Source organism: Thalassobacillus pellis (assembly GCF_016908295.1).
GTDB classification, from domain to species: Bacteria; Bacillota; Bacilli; order Bacillales; family Halobacillaceae; genus Thalassobacillus; species Thalassobacillus pellis.
The window spans coordinates 619,527-635,432 of record NZ_JAFBDO010000002.1 but is presented as its reverse complement, the minus strand read 5'-3'; the positions used below and the strand labels follow the sequence as shown (position 1 = coordinate 635,432).

Genomic DNA, 15,906 nt, shown 5'->3' with positions numbered 1-15,906 from the left:
CATCATCCTTTCTTAAGTTTCTGGATTGTTTTCTCCGGAAAGTTTGTCTGCAAATTTAGATAGATATAATTTCTCTAACTCTTCCAGTACTTCATGCAAACAAAGTAATTCATATATCAAGACAGTTTGTGGGGGGAGATGGTGCTTTTGCTCGGTTTCTTGTTTGACATGTTCTTCTTTCCATTTCCAGAACATTTCATCTAGCTCCTGAATACCTTTTATATGTTCTGGCGGCATACCATCACCCGGCTTTTTTAATATAGCCACAAATGAAAGAATCATTCGCTTCAAGACTTCGAGTTCCCGCTCACTGAAGTCCTCCTGTGTTGTCCTGATATAGCGGAGATTTCCTAAATGATAGGTAATTTGCTGCAACAACGTCAATTGTTTCTGAGAAAAATGAATCGCCCGCACTTCTTTGCTCGAATGTTTATGGTATTTCCATTCTTCTCTTTGGAATTTGGCAAGCTGGAGAGTTTCCTCCAATAAGGAAGTCAATTGACGGTAACTGCGCTCAAGTGATCGATAATTTCTACGATTGCCGCTGATCAACGGTTGTAATATTTGTGCCATCAGAGCAGATGATTGGCTGTATAAGCGCGGGATATTCTGATGGATGCTGGGAAAATAATTCGGCGGCAAAAGAAAAAAATTGACCAGGGTAGAAATAACTATACCAATAGAAGTAGTACCCAATCTGATCAGGAACGAAACAACATAATGTTCCTGGAAAGTAGGAATCATGGCAATCGCTGTTATCGTAGCAACAAGTATGCCATCATTAAGACCGAGCCGGTGACATACGGCAATAGTCAGCATAGCTGCCAGCGCAAAAGTAATAGCTCCTTTTCCTAATAGACCATAAAAAGTAGTGGCTAGAACGGCTCCGATCGCAGAAGCAGGGAACCGGACAGCTGCTTTGCGAATAGAGTCCGCTGCCGTATGCTCAATGGTAACAATGGCGGTAATGACGGCAAAAATAACCGGCCAATCAAAATAACCGCATATCAATGCGGTAAAAAAAACAGCAATGCCTGTCTTTAATGTACGGCTGCCGAATAATTTAAATGATCTCAGTTGATTCAGCATTGGACTTCTCCTTGGTTTGTTTTTCCCATTACACATTCTAATATAAATCTCCCAAAAACCATAGTAAAAACTATTTATTTTCCTTTATAATATAAAGTATTAAACTGGAAATACATAACAGCGGGGGTAATCAAATGAAGCAAGTACTAGGTTTAATTCTGTGTATGATCCTTCTTGGAGCGTGTGGAAGTGAGCAAACAGCACAACCAACAGAAGAAGTAGTAAAGGCTGAAGAGACAAAGAAAGATAAAGCCAGTGAATCAAAAGGAGATAGTATGAAAGAAGAAACAGAGAGCCAAAAGCATGCAGATCAGCAGAAGAAGGAAAAAGAAGAACTAAAAAAAACAGAACCAATGTATGAACTCTCAAATAATTGGTCTTTTCAACCGATAACTTCGGAAGGGAATGCAAAAGTGGCTCTACTTACCATTGACGATGCTCCGGATAAACACGGCCTTGAAATGGCGAAAACCTTAAAATCACTGGAAGCCCCTGCGATATTTTTTGTGAATGGGCATTTTATCGATACGCCGGAGGAAGCGGCCCAATTAAAAAAAATCCATGAACTGGGCTTTGCTATTGGAAACCATACAGCATCCCACTCATCTTTACCTGATCTGACAAAGCAGGAACAACATGAAGAAATTGTCGGCTTGAACGATAGAATTGAAGCTATCATCGGTGAACGGCCGAAATTTTTCCGGGCGCCATTTGGACAAAACACGGAGTATTCCAAGCATCTGGCAAAGGAAGAGGGTATGCTTGTAATGAATTGGACGTACGGCTATGATTGGGATAAAGAGTATATGACCGAAAAAGCGATTGCTGACATCATGGTAAACACACCTTTACTGGCCAATGGTGCCAACCTGCTGATGCATGACCGCGAATGGACAGCAAATGCTCTGGATGATATTGTATCCGGTCTGCGCGAGAAGGGTTTCGAACTCCTAAATCCCGATTTAATAAAAACGCCGTGATTACTCCAAAAAGTGTGGAGATAACATCTGAGAAAGAAACTAATTTAAGTACTATGGAGTAGTAATAGAAAAGGCTGTTCCGGAATCTTCCGGAACAGCCTTTTCTTTATAAGGCGATCCGCTCTGTGACATAGAACCTCAATGCTTCCGTTTTTATTTTTTACCAAAATAATGCATATTTATTCTATTTATGATAATTTTCGTTTATAATAATACATAACCCTGCCATTGAATAAATGCAGTTGACCTTCTAATTTCTTCGCAATGAATTTAGCCAGTTCCACTCCCTTATTCTTGTCTCCATGTGTGGATGCTTCCGGCAATGTCACCTGTATGACGTCATTTCCTTTACCATCATTCTTAGAACCTACTCCAATAAGGATATACCCATAATCGGATTCCTGTCCCCTAAGCGTCAAATAACTTCCGTTTTCATGCTTGCTTTCACTGATCATGTATGGAAAAGCGTGTCCGTTGTAATTCCAATCCAATTGTGAGCCTGTCTTCGCCGTAATTTCCTGATAATATTCCAAAAGCTTGTGTACTTCACCTAATGTAATCTGCTGCTGGATACTGTCATCCAGTAAGTATATGTACGCACTTTTTCCCATCATCCCATCTCCCATAGCGTAATATAATATTATGTTAGCACTATATATATGGTTTACTCAATTAAATTTGTCACACAAATCAGAAAAAAGCCTTTTTAGGCTGAAAATAATAAAGGAGGGCGCATTATGGAAATGGAAAAATTGTATGATGAGATGGAACAGTCAAATGTAAGGTTCATCGGTTTTACGACTATGGAGGGAAGGTATGATTTTGGAATCGTATATACAAGCCAATTCTTCGGTAAGCCGCTCATCATCTGTATGCAGACAGGCCAATCAGCATTGATTGATGGTGCAGATATCAGGGATCTGGATTACCTCTTAACAAAATTCAAGCTTCCAAATTATCGAGTTGCCATGGATCTTGCCGATTTTCTGGATGAGGTTGTGCCGCCTTCCGAGTTAATTGAAGCCTCTTACGAATAAGTATAATCCCTTCTATCTTCTAATAAGGTAACAAAATGGTTGGCAATGAAATAAAAATGTCATACTATTTGGGCTTGATTTTTTAAATGTGACATATTAAAATAAACACATAACTTGAAAACGATTACACTAACCTTAAAGGAGATGGAAGATCTATGGGTACAATTGTTTGTCAGGATTGCCAGCAGATTATTGAGCATTATGATGATGAGAAGGTATCCACGCTATACAGTAAGTGTCCATCTTGCAATTCAGAAGAAGAATAATTGTTTTATGTCCGGCTGATTAATATAAGCCACCATTAGAAAAACCCACGGAGTATATTCCGTGGGTTTTCTCATTGGTAACTTTTAATTGTCTATTTAAATATTTATTTGAATGCCCGGTGTTCTTTAATAACGCGTATGGTTTCCAGGGTCTCATCCTCCGGCCCCTGTACCGGCAGCCCTGCTGATAAATTGGTCAAGATATAATGGATATTATCTTCTGTGATGATTTCCCCCGGGATAAAAATTGGAATACCTGGTGGATAAATCATGATTGATTCGGCACTGATTCTACCTATAGCATCTTTGAACGGGATAACCTCTGTTTCAGCATAAAATGCATCCCGGGGTGAAAGAGCTAAAATTGGGATTTCAGGTACCTGGACAACCACTTCTTTTTGAGTTGCTGACTTTGTTTTTTCCGAAGATAATACTTTTAAGGCGTGCAGAAGGGTATTGACTGTTTCTTCTGTGTCCCCGGGTGTTACGATACACAGGATATTATAGAGGTCAGAGAGTTCTACTTCGATGTTATAATGCGTTCTTAACCATACTTCAACATCATAACCGGTTACTCCAAGATCTTTGACAGAAATAATCAGTTTCGTCGGATCGTAGTGATATGTGGCATCGCTTCCGATTATTTCTTCGCCGACACAGTATAATCCCTCGACATTTTTAAGCTCCTTGCGTGCGTATGCAGCTAATGCAATAGCCTGCTCTATCATTGCTTTCCCGTGAATGGCAAGATGTCTTCTTGCAGTATCCAAAGAAGCTAGCAGGATATAAGAAGTCGATGTAGTCGTAAGCATAGATAAGACAGCCTGGACACGCTCGTGGGACACGAATCCTTCCTTCAAATTCAATACGGAACTCTGGGTCAGCGAGCCGCCAAGCTTATGGACGCTCGTTGCAGCCAAATCGGCACCGGCCTGCATAGCTGAAACAGGCAGATCATCGTGAAAATGAATATGAACCCCGTGTGCCTCATCAACAAGTACAGGTACGAGGAAAGAATGAGCGATGTCGACAATATGCTTCAGATCGGCCGAGATACCAAAGTAAGTGGGATTAATGACAAGGACAGCCTTCGCGTCAGGGTTTGCTTCCAGTGCTTTTTCAACTGCTCTTGGGGTAATCCCGTGGGATATCCCAAGCCGTTCATCTATTTCCGGATGTATGAATATCGGTGTGGCACCTGAAAAAATAATCGCAGACGTAACGGATTTATGGATGTTTCGAGGTACGATTATTTTATCGCCCGGTTTACATACGCTCATTACCATCGTCATAATGGCTCCGCTGGTTCCTTGGACAGAAAAAAAGGTGTAATCTGCGCCAAATGCATTTGCGGCCAACTCCTGAGCTTCTTTAATCATCCCATGTGGGTGATGTAAATCATCCAATGGTTCAATATTGATCAAATCTATGGATAAAGCCTTTTCTCCAATAAAATTCCGGAAACTTTCATCCATTCCTTTTCCTTTTTTATGTCCTGGTATATGGAATTGGACAGGATTTCTACGGACATGTTCGAGCAGTCCGGAAAATAGCGGAGTTCTGTCTTGAAACAATAGCTACACCTCTTCATAACTGATATCATAAAACAAGAGAATTATAGCAGAAGTAAGTAGATGTGGCTAGCTGAAAATGCAGGCTTATATCCGCATTTACGAGCACATACTTGACTGGAGGGGTTATATGAAGTGGGAAACGGAAGTGAGCAGACTGTTAGGAATTACATACCCTATCGTTCAGGGAGGATTGGCCCATCTCGCTTATGCCGACCTCGCTGCAGCTGTATCTAATGCAGGAGGACTTGGCCAAATCACAGCCATGAGTCTGGAAACTCCTGAGCAGTTAAAAGAAGAAATCAATAAAGTAAGAAGCATGACTGATAAACCATTTGGCGTGAATTTTGCCATTGGCCAGCACGGGAGACCATACGAGCATATGGTAACAGCTGCAGTAGAGGAGAACGTCCCGGTTATTTCAGTGACGGGAGGTAATCCGAAGCCGGTGCTGGATCGTCTTAAAGGTACAAACATCAAGAAACTGGTTCTTGTGGCTGCGAGAAGACAGGCAGAAAAAGCGGAGCAACTCGGAGCAGATGCAGTAATGGTTGTCGGACAGGAAGGCGGGGGTCATATCGGAAGGGATGACATAGGAACATTTGTCCTGACGCCACAGGTAGTGGATGCCGTGTCCATTCCAGTCATAGCTTCAGGAGGAATCGGAGACGGCAGAGGACTGATGGCAGCTCTCAGTCTTGGAGCAGAGGGAATTGAAATGGGGACGCGTTTTATAGCAACAAAAGAATGCCTCCATGCTCACGAAAATTATAAGAAGGCGTTGATTGAGGCAGATGAATTGGGAACCACGGTCATTAAGCGTTCATTAAATGCACCTGCCAGAGCTTTGAAAAATAAATGGACAGAAAAAATACTGCTGCTCGAAAAAGAAAACCCTGGCTATGAAGGGTTACGGGAATACATTAGCGGGGAGGCTAATAAACGCTACATTTATGAAGGAAAATATGAGGACGGATTCGGATGGGCAGGGCAAATTGCATCCCGAATAAAAGATGTTCCTTCTGTCTCGGAATTATTTTCACGAATGCTTAAAGAAGCAGAAGATATCCGGTCAAAATGGTGTTAAAGGAGTTGGTATAAATGAGTTACAGTTATCCAATCGATGAAATCTGGACGAAAGAGGAAATCGTCGATGTCGTAAATTTTTACTCACTGGTGGAAAAAGCCTATGAACAATCAGTCAAACGAGAAGATTTAATGATGGCCTATACTCGCTTTAAACAAATTGTGCCATCGAAAAGCGAAGAGAAGCAGCTTTTTAAGAAATTTGAAAAAGAATCCGGATACTCTGGTTATCATGCAGTTAAAAAAGCTAAAGAACTGGAAAATGGCGCAAAGGTTTCGATGCGCCAATAGACGAAGCCTCTTCTTTTCAAGAAAGATTACATTATAATAAATGAAGGGGCAGTCTCAAAAGGTCTAGTTGAAATGAAAAACCACGAAGAAGTTGATCTTTCTTTGTGGTTTTTTCGTAAGACAAACATGCACCAACAATGCATCAGCAGGGGAATAAAAATGAACCGATTGATTATTATTTTCAGGGTAGAAAGTTTAACTTTGTTAAAGAATTAAAGTATAAGTAAAACTAAGGATTTCGCCATAAAGACTTGGCGTCAAGCTAAGTTTTTTCTAATAAGTAAAAAAGGAGATCTTTGCATTGTTGATTGCCAATTTGGGCGGGGAAACGATGAGACTCCTGCAGGAGAGGCAAGGCTGACGAGGCCCCGCAGGGCGAAGCCCGAGGAGACTTGTCGTCTTCCCTGCGGAAAGGGAATCGTTTCCCAGCCATACTTTTCCGGTATCAACAATACAGAAAAGGCTGCCCCAATTAGTCTATTACAGACTTATGGAACAGACCCATTAATTAAAGCTTGTATTTGGTTATTCCTTCGCCAATTGGTACAAGGGCTCCAATTGTTGAAACGTTTCCTGACAGGTTTTTAAAAAGGCTTCACCGTCACTGACAATGGAATCCTTGCGGTCGATGGTAATACCACATAGAATTTCCGCTTTTTTCACATTCCCGAGCCGGTCTACCATTTCATCAAAATCCTTCTGTCTTAAATTCTTATGGGGAATGGTATCAGGTTTAGTATGGTCAACAGACCAGACAAAATTATCAGGAATTTCTTTTAGAATTTTTTTCTTGCGTTTTTTTAGCTTTTTAGCAAAATCCTGTTTAATCGGGCTCTCGTAAATGACGGCGAACCATAGGAATAAATGCGTCTCCCACAGGCCGATTTGGAAGTGGGGGAGTTTTTTATATCCCCGTTTACTATTTGCAAGAGCTGCCCAGGAATCATCTGGCGGATTTTTTGTTCTTCTTGCATGCCTTGCCACATGGACAAACATTTCATCTTCAGTCATGGCGGTCAGTTCAGGGGCAAGTTCTTCAGCTACCTGCTCCAGTTTTGGGGAGACATACGTTTTTAATGCGTCCATCCTTTCATCGAGACCTTCTATGGAAAATACATTAAAGTCCTTTTCCTCGAAACCTTGGAAATTTGTCATAACATCAACTCCTATAAGCTCTTTCCTATTCGAAAGTTTATCACAACACTGCTTTTCTTATAAGTGAAACGATTAGGTGGTTTAAATCATCGTAAAATTGGTTAAATAAAAGTAAATAAAACACAAACTGAACAAGCTCATACCTCATATAAATAGAATTAAAGGAAGGCTCCAAAGGGAGGGAGATCTCGTGAAGCGTGTTATGGAGGCATTGAGACGAAGAGAAGCAGAAGAAAAACTTCCAGTTATCCGCATGGAAATAGATTACGAGCTGGTCACACTGCATGATGCAATGATGGCGGATGATAAGGCGCAGATTGAAACGAGCAAAAAACGTCTGAATGAACTAAGAGCAGAACTTTTCCAGTGGCTATAGCAGAAGTGGGCAGCTGAACAAGTTGCTCGCTTTTTTCTTTGCTGTATAGAACAAGGCTTGTCTTAAACTGGTCGGGGGTGAGCAAGGCGCTTCCGCTTTTGCATCATCCAGCTGCAGCGCCTACCCCCTCGAGGTCTTAAGACAATCCTCTCTGTGACAAAGAGCGTCACGGCGAGGCTTGTCTTAAGCTGGTCGGGGGTGAGCAAGGCGCTTCCGCTTTCGCAATAACCTTTTTCAAGTGCATCATGTTCTGGCTTTTTGATAGGCTATTAATAGAAAGATATTGAAGTGAAGGAGACCTACAGGTATGGACAAACAAATTAGACAATCATTATTTGAGCAAGCATCAGCCTGGGTCAAAGAAGCAGGGGGAAGGATAAGGGAACGAATGAATCAGCCTTTCGCAATTGACACGAAATCTTCCCCTAATGACCTGGTGACGGAAATAGACAAAGATGTTGAGAAATTTTTTGCAAAGAATATCCGTGATAAATATCCTGAACATCAATTGTTTGGGGAGGAAGGATTTGGCGATGATATCAAAACTCTGGATGGCACCGTCTGGATAGTTGATCCCATTGACGGAACAATGAATTTTGTCCACCAAAAAAGGAACTTCGCCATTTCTGTGGGCATCTACAACAATGGAATTGGTGAAATTGGGATTATTTATGATGTAATGGGAGATCAACTCTATACCGCTAAAAAAGGGGAAGGGGCATATAAGAATAATGAACAGCTCCATCCGCTTAACAAAGAGCAGACATTAGATAAATCGATCTTGGCAGTCAATGCTTTTTGGGCATTGAAAAATAGACGTGTCGCGGAAGAAGGGATCCACCGTCTGGTTGAAAAAGTAAGAGGCACTCGCTCCTTTGGTTCTGCTGCTCTCGAATTTGCTTATGTGGCAGAAGGCATATTAGACGGTTACCTTACGATGAGTCTGATGCCTTGGGACATAGCTGCAGGAGTGGTTCTATTAGAAGAGGTCGGAGGCATTACCACACAGGCGGATGGACAACCGGTAAACATGCTTGATAAGACAACCGTGCTGGCATGCAATAAGCAAATTCATCAAGAAATTATCAGGGATTATGTAGAGTTAAAAGTCTGATTACAAAAAAGCGTTCCGGCTGCACGAGCCAGGAACGCTTTTTTAGATGGATAAGTGGATTGCAGCTTTTTTGTCTGCTCCAGCGCCTACCCCCTCGAGGTCTTAAGCCGAACCCCTCTGTGACAAAGCCCGTCACGTCGAGACCTGCCTTAAGCTGGTCGGGGGTGAACAGGCGCTTCCTCTTTTGTTTTAAGTTTGTCCGTCTTTTCGCCTTGTTTTTGCGATTCCGTACCCCATCGTTCCTAGACCGAGCAGGAAGAATAAACCGGCAAGCCAAAAGTTCCGCATACCAATGGCAAATCCGACGAACACAAAGCAAAGAATGACGATAAATGCGATGAATGCTTTGTCCCATTGGATATGTTGCATGCTATATCACCTCGTTAATATTACTTTTCAAGTATATCTGACTTTCTACGGTTTGAAAACTGAGCCGTATTTTGTCATATTGGACAGAGAATTATCGAATGATTTTAGGGTGGCGCAGACAGAAATGTTCTAGTATGATTAAGGCAAGAGAAAGCAAGGGGGAACACCATGAGAGAGAATAATATACTGAACGTTCCTAACGATCTGTGGCCGATTGCAGATATGTATTTCCAGGGTTTAGGAGCGGAAGTGAATTTGAACAACCAAGAAGAAGTGGCTTTACTATTCCGCGGCTTCTTTTTATTGTATTTGACTACTGTCATTCTGGCGATTATTACATTTAAGCTTGGCTTTGCCAGAAAGCTGCCTTTGTTGCAATCTGTTGTCGTATATGGTGTGTTGCTGATAGGGACGTTTATTCTAACATTGCTGCTCGGCCTCAACCTGCCGATTGCGGAAAGCCTGCTTGCCTCATCGATTGTTTTGGCCGTCTACCGTTTCAGGCTTCACCAGGAAAGGCAGAGAAAGCAGGAATCCAATTAAAAATGAGGTGGACTTTATGCACTCCCTGCAAGATGCGGTCTATAATTGGCTGACCATTAAAGTTGTCGCTGACAATCGCCCTGATGATCGTTCTGCTGTGGACACGACAGCCTTCTTTTATGAGATGCTTCAGGAAGATCATGGCGTGGAAAAAGCTGTAGTAAACAGGGACGAAGAGATGTACACAGTAACTTGCCATAAAGCAGATGAAGTACGTACCTTCCGCTTTCCTTCCGAGCTGATTGACATCATGCATAATCAGATTAAGAAGGAGCCTCACAAGTTCAGAAACTACACGTAAAAACCCGAGATAGGATTATCTCGGGTTTTAATAAATCATGATAAATATTTTTCCTTTTTACGCTCTTTATATATCCTGAAATTACCTGTGGCCAGACGTTTTTCAGTTTTTTCGCCAATTCTGTCGTGGCAGCTTGGACACATATAAGTGTGGATTCTCCGATTTCTTAACCGCTTGGCCTGAAGAGAATCACTGTCAATTTTTTCTATCTCATCACATATCACACATTGGACACGCATTATAATCACCTCAAACTATCCACTTGGTTTAAGGTTATTATAACATAAATACAATACAACAGCATTTGCTTACCACCCTGACTAACAATATATAAGGAGGATGAAAGATGGCCAATCAAGTAGAAGAGCAGCTGAACCAATCGCAGTTTGAACTTTTACAGAAGGAAACATTCATGTTGCTGTCGACCTACAGCCATACCTGTGAAAGCCCGATGGTAAATGCCATCAGCTGGGTATTTGCCCCAGATAGGAAAGCACTGGTCTTCGCAGTTGACAATCGATCCATCATTGTAGATAACATACGGACCTCCCCGGGAGTTGTTCTGACAATGATCGATGACTACTCCACTTATTCTATCAAAGGGAAAGCAGAGATATTGACTGAACGCATTACATCTATTCCTGTCCACCTTGCAAAAATAAAAGTTGCCATATCAGAAGTGAGGGACGTCATGTTCTATGGGGCGCAAATATCCAAGGGACCTGATTATGATAAAACGTATGATGAAGAAGCAGCAGCTAAGTTAGATGCCCAAGTTATGGAATCACTGAAAGAATAAGAAGGAATTTGTTTCATTCCACTCTGTTTTGGGAAATGTATCTGTGAGAAGTTTCAGAAAGGATGATGGACTTGAAGAAAAGGTGGATTTATTCAGCAGTCGGTGCGATAGGTGCTGGCGCATTAGCTTACGTTTGGAGAGATGAAACAAAAAGGGATCAGTTGAAACAAAAAGCAAAATCCTTACAGGAAAAGTGGACACAGTCAGAATCCGGTGATTTTCCTGTGGATGCAGCAGGGAAACCGGAAGTGGATAATTTTGAAAACACAAAAATGGTATCTGAAGGTTCCCAATTCGGTGTGAATTACTATAATGAACTGACGGATAAGGAACGTGAAATTCTAGAAAAGACAAACAGCTAAATCCCTCAGGATTTAGCTGTTATTTTTTTGTTTCAGATGATCATTCGATTGATCATTTTCGATATCTTCCAATTGCTTACGTTCATTTTCCGGGATGGTCTTTTTATTCTGGTCCGGTTCAGCAGGTTGTTCTTCATCAATAGGCATTTCCGGCATATACCTGCCGACAATAGCACTAAGCTCGCTTGTGATTGCCTGGAGAGGGTGCCCTTGCTGGATTTTTTGGCTGAGCTGTCTGATTCGTTCAGTACCATCAGCGTCCGCAACGACTAATGCCTGTTTTCCATAAGGATCATGTTTCATCGTTTCCGCTACGGAATATTTAATAGTGCCGACACGTGAACGGTCCAGATCTTTATCTACGTCAATCCCGATGATGACATAAGGACCAAAGACAATTGCTGTTGCATCCTTTACGTTTGGTACCTCTGTTGCGAGACGGCTAAGATGCTCTGCTTCTTCCTGATTAGTAAGCCGTTTTCTTTCCACTGGGTCTGAGTCCTTTACTAATAACGGCCCGGAGCCTTCGCGATCCTGTCTTAGTGTTTCTGGTTCATTGCCCTGGCAGGCGCTGATCAAAATTAACGGGAGAACGAAAGTCGCTAATATCATCCATTTACGCATTCAATTTCACCTTCTTTTTATACTAGGGTTTCTCAATCGTCTAACCTTATGCATTCAAACATATAAATGAGGTAAGAATAATCGATACCACATATCCACGTAGGAGGCGTACCTTTTGAAAAAAATCTATGTCTTGGATACCAATGTCTTATTACAGGAACCGAACTCGATATATACTTTTGAAGATAACGATGTTGTTATTCCGGCAGTGGTACTAGAAGAGGTGGATACGAAGAAACGACACATGGAAGAAATTGGCCGTAATGCCAGGCAGGTATCAAGGATCATTGACAAACTGAGACTTCAAGGTAAATTACACAAAGGAATCCCTCTACCGCGGGGCGGAAAGTTAAAAATAGAATTGAATCACCGTTCTTATCAGAAAATGGAAGATATTTTCATTGAAAAAACCAATGATAACCGTATTTTGGCAGTTGCCTTGAATTTACATGAGGAAGAAAAGAAGAAAGCGAATGGAAGGCAGGTAATCCTTGTTTCCAAGGATATGCTGATGAGGGTCAAGGCGGATGCTCTCGGAATAACAGCAGAAGACTTCTTGAATGAACGTGCCATCCATAAAGATGAAGTCTATACAGGCTTCAGGGAGATTTATACCGACAAAGAGGTTCTGGATCGGTTTTATAAAAGTGGTGACGTACCTATCAAGGATTTGGCAGGATCCTATTATGCCAATGAATTTTTCATTTTGAAAAATAGGGCGAATCCTTCCCAGTCAGCCATGGGTATTGTAAATTCTTCAGGAATCCTGAAGCCCTGCAATTTTTCAAGCGACCATGTATGGGGGATTAAACCAAGAAATGCCCAGCAGACGATGGCGCTTGAATTACTGCTAAGGAAAGATATTCCTTTGGTCACCATGGTGGGAAAAGCGGGAACGGGTAAAACATTGATGGCACTTGCAGCAGGATTGATGCAGATTGAAGATCTAGGACTGTATAAAAAAATGTTAGTCGCAAGACCTATCGTTCCGGTAGGTAAGGACATCGGCTATCTGCCAGGGGAAAAGGAAGAAAAACTCAGGCCGTGGGTGCAGCCGATATATGATAATCTGGAACACCTTTTCAATGTTAAAAAACCGGGAGAACTTGATGGAATCCTGTCGGGACTTGGATCTATCCAAGTTGAAGCACTGACCTATATCAGAGGGAGGAGCATACCGGACCAGCTTATTTTGATCGATGAAGCACAAAACCTAACTCGTCATGAAGTTAAGACGATCTTAACGAGAATCGGGGAAGGAAGTAAGATCATTTTGCTCGGGGACACCCAGCAGATCGACCATCCTTATTTGGATGAATACAATAATGGTTTAATACACGTTGTAGAGAAATTCAAGGAGCACCCGATAAGCGGGCATGTTAAATTGATCAAAGGGGAAAGGTCACCTTTGGCACAGCTTGCAGCTGATTACCTCTAGCAAGCAATGATGGGGCTAATAGCATGTTTTCCTAAGGAATGCTCAAAGAGTCAGCCAGCATAATCCAGCTTGAAACTAAAGAGACTAACCCACGAGAACGAAGTCTCGTGGGTTAGTCTGGCTGTTAATGAAAAATAATTTGTTGTACACCTTTAATCGGCTTGTCTTTGTTGGATTCGTCTTCAAAATAAATATGAATCGGACCATTTTCCTTCAGTGGCTTACCTGCTTCTGAAAAAAGCGCAAGACTTTGCTGCATTTGAGAAATCGTAATTTCGACATCCCCTTCGTTCGTCACTAACGTAATGGAGTCACTGTTTCTATCAGGTTCACTGGTAGCAACGAACGGCTTTAATGGAATCAGGTATGTACCTTTTAGGATTTTTTCTTTTTCAAAACGGGATATGCTTTTATTAACAGGCGGATTAATTTTTTGCTGATAAATTTCTCTATCCCAGCGCATGGAGGCTTTTTCTAAATCATTTTCTGAAGAATCCTTTTCATCAGCATTTCCGAAGGCTTCTTCAAAAGATATTTTTCGATCATCAAAGATCCATACCGTTGGGTCAAGGGTAATCGGGTATTTTACATTTCCTTTAATTTGGACAATCATGGCTGCGGCCACCTTTCGATAGAATAATCACCTGAACCAAGAATAGCAAATATCACGACTGAATGCACACAAGGAGGCTGTATCATGTCAAAAGGCATAACAAGGGAGATATTAGAAGATTGGCTGAAAAATGTCCGCCCTTACGCAAGAGATGGGAAGGTAGCGGATTATATTCCGGCACTTGCCAAACAGAATCCGGATGATCTGGCAGTAGCCATATGTGATTTGGATGGCGATAGTGTCAGTGCAGGAAACGAGGTATGCTGCTTTACCCTGCAAAGTATTTCCAAAGTTCTATCCCTTGCGCTCGCATTGATGGATCATGGAGAAGAGTATGTGTTTGAGAGGGTGGGTATGGAGCCAAGCGGCGACCCTTTCCATTCGATTTACCGGTTAGAAACACATAATCCTTCCAGACCCCTGAATCCAATGATTAACGCGGGTGCCCTTGCTGTGACAAATATGATACATGGAATCACTCCTGACGAAAAAGTAGGACGTCTGCTAAGTTTTATCCATGAGATGACCGACGATCGCTCGATCACTTACAATACAGAAGTGGCGAGTTCGGAGTATGAATCAGCCCATCTGAATCGTTCGCTTTGCTATTATATGAAACAGCATGGCGTCATCAAAGGAAGCGTAGAAGAAACCCTTGATGCCTATACGAAACAATGTGCGATCGAAGTAAATATCAGGCAGCTTGCAAGAATTGGTGCCATTTTTGCTAATGAAGGAAAGGATCTGGATTCAGGAAGGCGGATTCTCCCGATGCACCTTGCCCGTATTTGCAAGACCTTTATGGTAACTTGCGGTATGTATGACGCCTCAGGAGAATTTGCAATTAAGGTAGGAATACCAGCAAAAAGTGGTGTTTCCGGAGCGGTTGTGGGAACGGTAAACGGCTATGGTGGAATCGCTGTATACGGACCAGCCCTTGATGGAAAAGGGAACAGCGTTGTCGGTTTGAAATTATTGGAACTCTTATCAAACCGTTATGACCTTTCCATCTTCTGAGTAAATAATCAAGCAGGATAAGGGAGAGGTTGGTGATGATGGAGGCTATTGAATAACTGAAGGTCTTAGAATTCTTTTCCGTTTTACCTCTGTGGATTCCATTATGAGCGCTAGGTGGTGACGCCTGCGGGAACAGTGCGAGCCGAAGATCAACTTGGTCAAGTGATTTTCTTGACCAAGAAGGCTTGAGGCCGTGCCCGCGGCAAGCACCCACCGCTAAGCCATTCGTGAGAATCAACAACAAACTTTAAAAGTTTGTTTAGATTAGAAAGGACTTTTTTCAGCACCCTCGCAATGATGCTGGTGTTTTTTTAAGCAGACTAATAACTTATCTTGCAATTTTCCGGGACAGGCGATAATATTATAAGAAGAAGTCTGTTAATGGAGGGGATTTTGATGTTATCTGATCTGGCTGTGGATCATCGCGAAAAGGCCTATGCCCTTCTTAAGGCTGATGCAGATAAGATCTTAAAGTTGATCAAAGTGCAAATGGACAACCTGACGATGCCGCAGTGCCCTTTATATGAAGAGGTATTAGATACACAAATGTTCGGTTTATCACGGGAAATAGATTTTGCTGTCCGCCTTGATTTGATCAGTGAAGAAGAAGGCAAAGCGTTACTCGATAACCTTGAACAACAACTGAATGTTTTGCATGAAGCGGCCCAGAAGTCTTGATATACAAACTCAAATTACGACAACCATACTTGTTGTGATTTGAGTTTTTTTATACCTTAAGCGGTTACAAAAGAGACTTGTCAGAAAATCCAACGATTACCCGAAGAATATATAGGTGCACGGATATTCTGCAAGAACTTTTACATATTTAAAGAAAATATACGATTGGTCTTTACGGATAAGCAGGAATTTCAGAT

General features: G+C 41.9%; 22 protein-coding genes. 14 read left to right on the top strand and 8 right to left on the bottom strand.

The features are described 5' to 3' along the window. Positions 1-12: 12 nt before the first annotated feature. Positions 13-1,089, bottom strand: coding sequence for an aromatic acid exporter family protein (locus JOC33_RS09005; protein ID WP_205092157.1), 1,077 nt, complete (start codon positions 1,087-1,089; stop codon positions 13-15). A 134-nt stretch (positions 1,090-1,223) separates the two neighbouring features. On the opposite strand from JOC33_RS09005, the gene JOC33_RS09000 reads away from it, so the two are divergent. Next, positions 1,224-2,069, top strand: coding sequence for a polysaccharide deacetylase family protein (locus tag JOC33_RS09000; RefSeq protein WP_205092156.1), 846 nt, complete (start codon positions 1,224-1,226; stop codon positions 2,067-2,069). A gap of 188 nt (positions 2,070-2,257) precedes the next feature. Here the strand turns inward: JOC33_RS09000 and JOC33_RS08995 are convergent, their stop codons facing one another. After that, positions 2,258-2,683: a DUF1885 family protein gene (locus JOC33_RS08995; protein WP_338054489.1), complete on the bottom strand. Its 426-nt coding sequence runs from the start codon at positions 2,681-2,683 to the stop codon at positions 2,258-2,260. A gap of 123 nt (positions 2,684-2,806) precedes the next feature. On the opposite strand from JOC33_RS08995, the gene JOC33_RS08990 reads away from it, so the two are divergent. Both JOC33_RS08990 and JOC33_RS08985 read left to right on the top strand, forming a co-directional pair. After that, complete coding sequence (locus tag JOC33_RS08990; protein ID WP_239534066.1) at positions 2,807-3,106, top strand: DUF3055 domain-containing protein; 300 nt, start codon at positions 2,807-2,809, stop codon at positions 3,104-3,106. 155 nt (positions 3,107-3,261) lie between these two features. After that, positions 3,262-3,372: a GapA-binding peptide SR1P gene (locus tag JOC33_RS08985; protein ID WP_205092155.1), complete on the top strand. Its 111-nt coding sequence runs from the start codon at positions 3,262-3,264 to the stop codon at positions 3,370-3,372. Between the two features lie 104 nt (positions 3,373-3,476). On the opposite strand, the gene JOC33_RS08980 is transcribed toward JOC33_RS08985, so the two are convergent. Then, the gene (locus JOC33_RS08980; protein WP_205092154.1) at positions 3,477-4,946 is read right to left on the bottom strand and encodes an aminotransferase class I/II-fold pyridoxal phosphate-dependent enzyme; all 1,470 of its coding nucleotides are present in this window, start codon (positions 4,944-4,946) and stop codon (positions 3,477-3,479) included. A 127-nt stretch (positions 4,947-5,073) separates the two neighbouring features. Between JOC33_RS08980 and JOC33_RS08975 the strand changes: the two genes are divergently transcribed. Next, positions 5,074-6,030: an NAD(P)H-dependent flavin oxidoreductase gene (locus JOC33_RS08975; protein WP_205092153.1), complete on the top strand. Its 957-nt coding sequence runs from the start codon at positions 5,074-5,076 to the stop codon at positions 6,028-6,030. Positions 6,031-6,044: 14 nt separating this feature from the next. After that, the gene (locus JOC33_RS08970) at positions 6,045-6,320 is read left to right on the top strand and encodes a UPF0223 family protein (protein WP_205092152.1); all 276 of its coding nucleotides are present in this window, start codon (positions 6,045-6,047) and stop codon (positions 6,318-6,320) included. 525 nt (positions 6,321-6,845) lie between these two features. Here the strand turns inward: JOC33_RS08970 and JOC33_RS08965 are convergent. Next, complete coding sequence (locus JOC33_RS08965; protein ID WP_205092151.1) at positions 6,846-7,475, bottom strand: YktB family protein; 630 nt, start codon at positions 7,473-7,475, stop codon at positions 6,846-6,848. 190 nt (positions 7,476-7,665) lie between these two features. Here JOC33_RS08965 and JOC33_RS08960 point away from each other — a divergent pair, with 190 nt between their 5' ends. Continuing rightward, on the top strand, positions 7,666-7,851 hold the full coding sequence (locus JOC33_RS08960) for a hypothetical protein (RefSeq protein ID WP_205092150.1): 186 nt from the start codon (positions 7,666-7,668) through the stop codon (positions 7,849-7,851). Between the two features lie 307 nt (positions 7,852-8,158). Next, a complete protein-coding gene (locus tag JOC33_RS08955; RefSeq protein WP_205092149.1) occupies positions 8,159-8,965 on the top strand; it encodes an inositol monophosphatase family protein in 807 nt (268 codons plus the stop codon). A 189-nt stretch (positions 8,966-9,154) separates the two neighbouring features. On the opposite strand, the gene JOC33_RS08950 is transcribed toward JOC33_RS08955, so the two are convergent. After that, a complete protein-coding gene (locus tag JOC33_RS08950) occupies positions 9,155-9,334 on the bottom strand; it encodes a DUF5325 family protein (protein WP_205092148.1) in 180 nt (59 codons plus the stop codon). 168 nt (positions 9,335-9,502) lie between these two features. Between JOC33_RS08950 and JOC33_RS08945 the strand changes: the two genes are divergently transcribed. Both JOC33_RS08945 and JOC33_RS08940 read left to right on the top strand, forming a co-directional pair. Further along, positions 9,503-9,877 carry a YlaH-like family protein gene (locus JOC33_RS08945; protein ID WP_205092147.1) on the top strand — a complete coding sequence of 125 codons (375 nt, stop codon included), beginning with the start codon at positions 9,503-9,505 and terminating at the stop codon, positions 9,875-9,877. Positions 9,878-9,893: 16 nt separating this feature from the next. Next, positions 9,894-10,178 (top strand): hypothetical protein, encoded by a 285-nt coding sequence (locus JOC33_RS08940; RefSeq protein WP_205092146.1) that lies wholly within the window; start codon positions 9,894-9,896, stop codon positions 10,176-10,178. Between the two features lie 35 nt (positions 10,179-10,213). Here JOC33_RS08940 and JOC33_RS08935 read toward each other — a convergent pair whose 3' ends face one another. After that, on the bottom strand, positions 10,214-10,417 hold the full coding sequence (locus JOC33_RS08935) for a YlaI family protein (RefSeq protein ID WP_205092145.1): 204 nt from the start codon (positions 10,415-10,417) through the stop codon (positions 10,214-10,216). Positions 10,418-10,524: 107 nt separating this feature from the next. Here JOC33_RS08935 and JOC33_RS08930 point away from each other — a divergent pair, with 107 nt between their 5' ends. Both JOC33_RS08930 and JOC33_RS08925 read left to right on the top strand, forming a co-directional pair. Then, positions 10,525-10,977 carry a pyridoxamine 5'-phosphate oxidase family protein gene (locus tag JOC33_RS08930; protein WP_205092144.1) on the top strand — a complete coding sequence of 151 codons (453 nt, stop codon included), beginning with the start codon at positions 10,525-10,527 and terminating at the stop codon, positions 10,975-10,977. Positions 10,978-11,048: 71 nt separating this feature from the next. Continuing rightward, the gene (locus JOC33_RS08925) at positions 11,049-11,339 is read left to right on the top strand and encodes a hypothetical protein (RefSeq protein ID WP_205092143.1); all 291 of its coding nucleotides are present in this window, start codon (positions 11,049-11,051) and stop codon (positions 11,337-11,339) included. Between the two features lie 12 nt (positions 11,340-11,351). Here the strand turns inward: JOC33_RS08925 and JOC33_RS08920 are convergent, their stop codons facing one another. Further along, positions 11,352-11,963, bottom strand: a complete 612-nt coding sequence (locus tag JOC33_RS08920; protein WP_205092142.1) for a YhcN/YlaJ family sporulation lipoprotein — start codon at positions 11,961-11,963, stop codon at positions 11,352-11,354. A 115-nt stretch (positions 11,964-12,078) separates the two neighbouring features. On the opposite strand from JOC33_RS08920, the gene JOC33_RS08915 reads away from it, so the two are divergent. Next, entirely contained in the window at positions 12,079-13,401 is a 1,323-nt protein-coding gene (locus JOC33_RS08915) for a PhoH family protein (protein WP_205092141.1), read from the top strand. A gap of 124 nt (positions 13,402-13,525) precedes the next feature. Here JOC33_RS08915 and JOC33_RS08910 read toward each other — a convergent pair whose 3' ends face one another. After that, positions 13,526-14,014 carry a hypothetical protein gene (locus JOC33_RS08910; protein WP_205092140.1) on the bottom strand — a complete coding sequence of 163 codons (489 nt, stop codon included), beginning with the start codon at positions 14,012-14,014 and terminating at the stop codon, positions 13,526-13,528. Positions 14,015-14,098: 84 nt separating this feature from the next. Here JOC33_RS08910 and glsA point away from each other — a divergent pair, with 84 nt between their 5' ends. After that, positions 14,099-15,031 carry a glutaminase A gene (gene glsA / locus JOC33_RS08905; RefSeq protein WP_205092139.1) on the top strand — a complete coding sequence of 311 codons (933 nt, stop codon included), beginning with the start codon at positions 14,099-14,101 and terminating at the stop codon, positions 15,029-15,031. 396 nt (positions 15,032-15,427) lie between these two features. Further along, positions 15,428-15,709 (top strand): Fpa/YlaN family protein, encoded by a 282-nt coding sequence (locus tag JOC33_RS08900; protein WP_205092138.1) that lies wholly within the window; start codon positions 15,428-15,430, stop codon positions 15,707-15,709. The last annotated feature ends 197 nt before the right edge of the window (positions 15,710-15,906 follow it).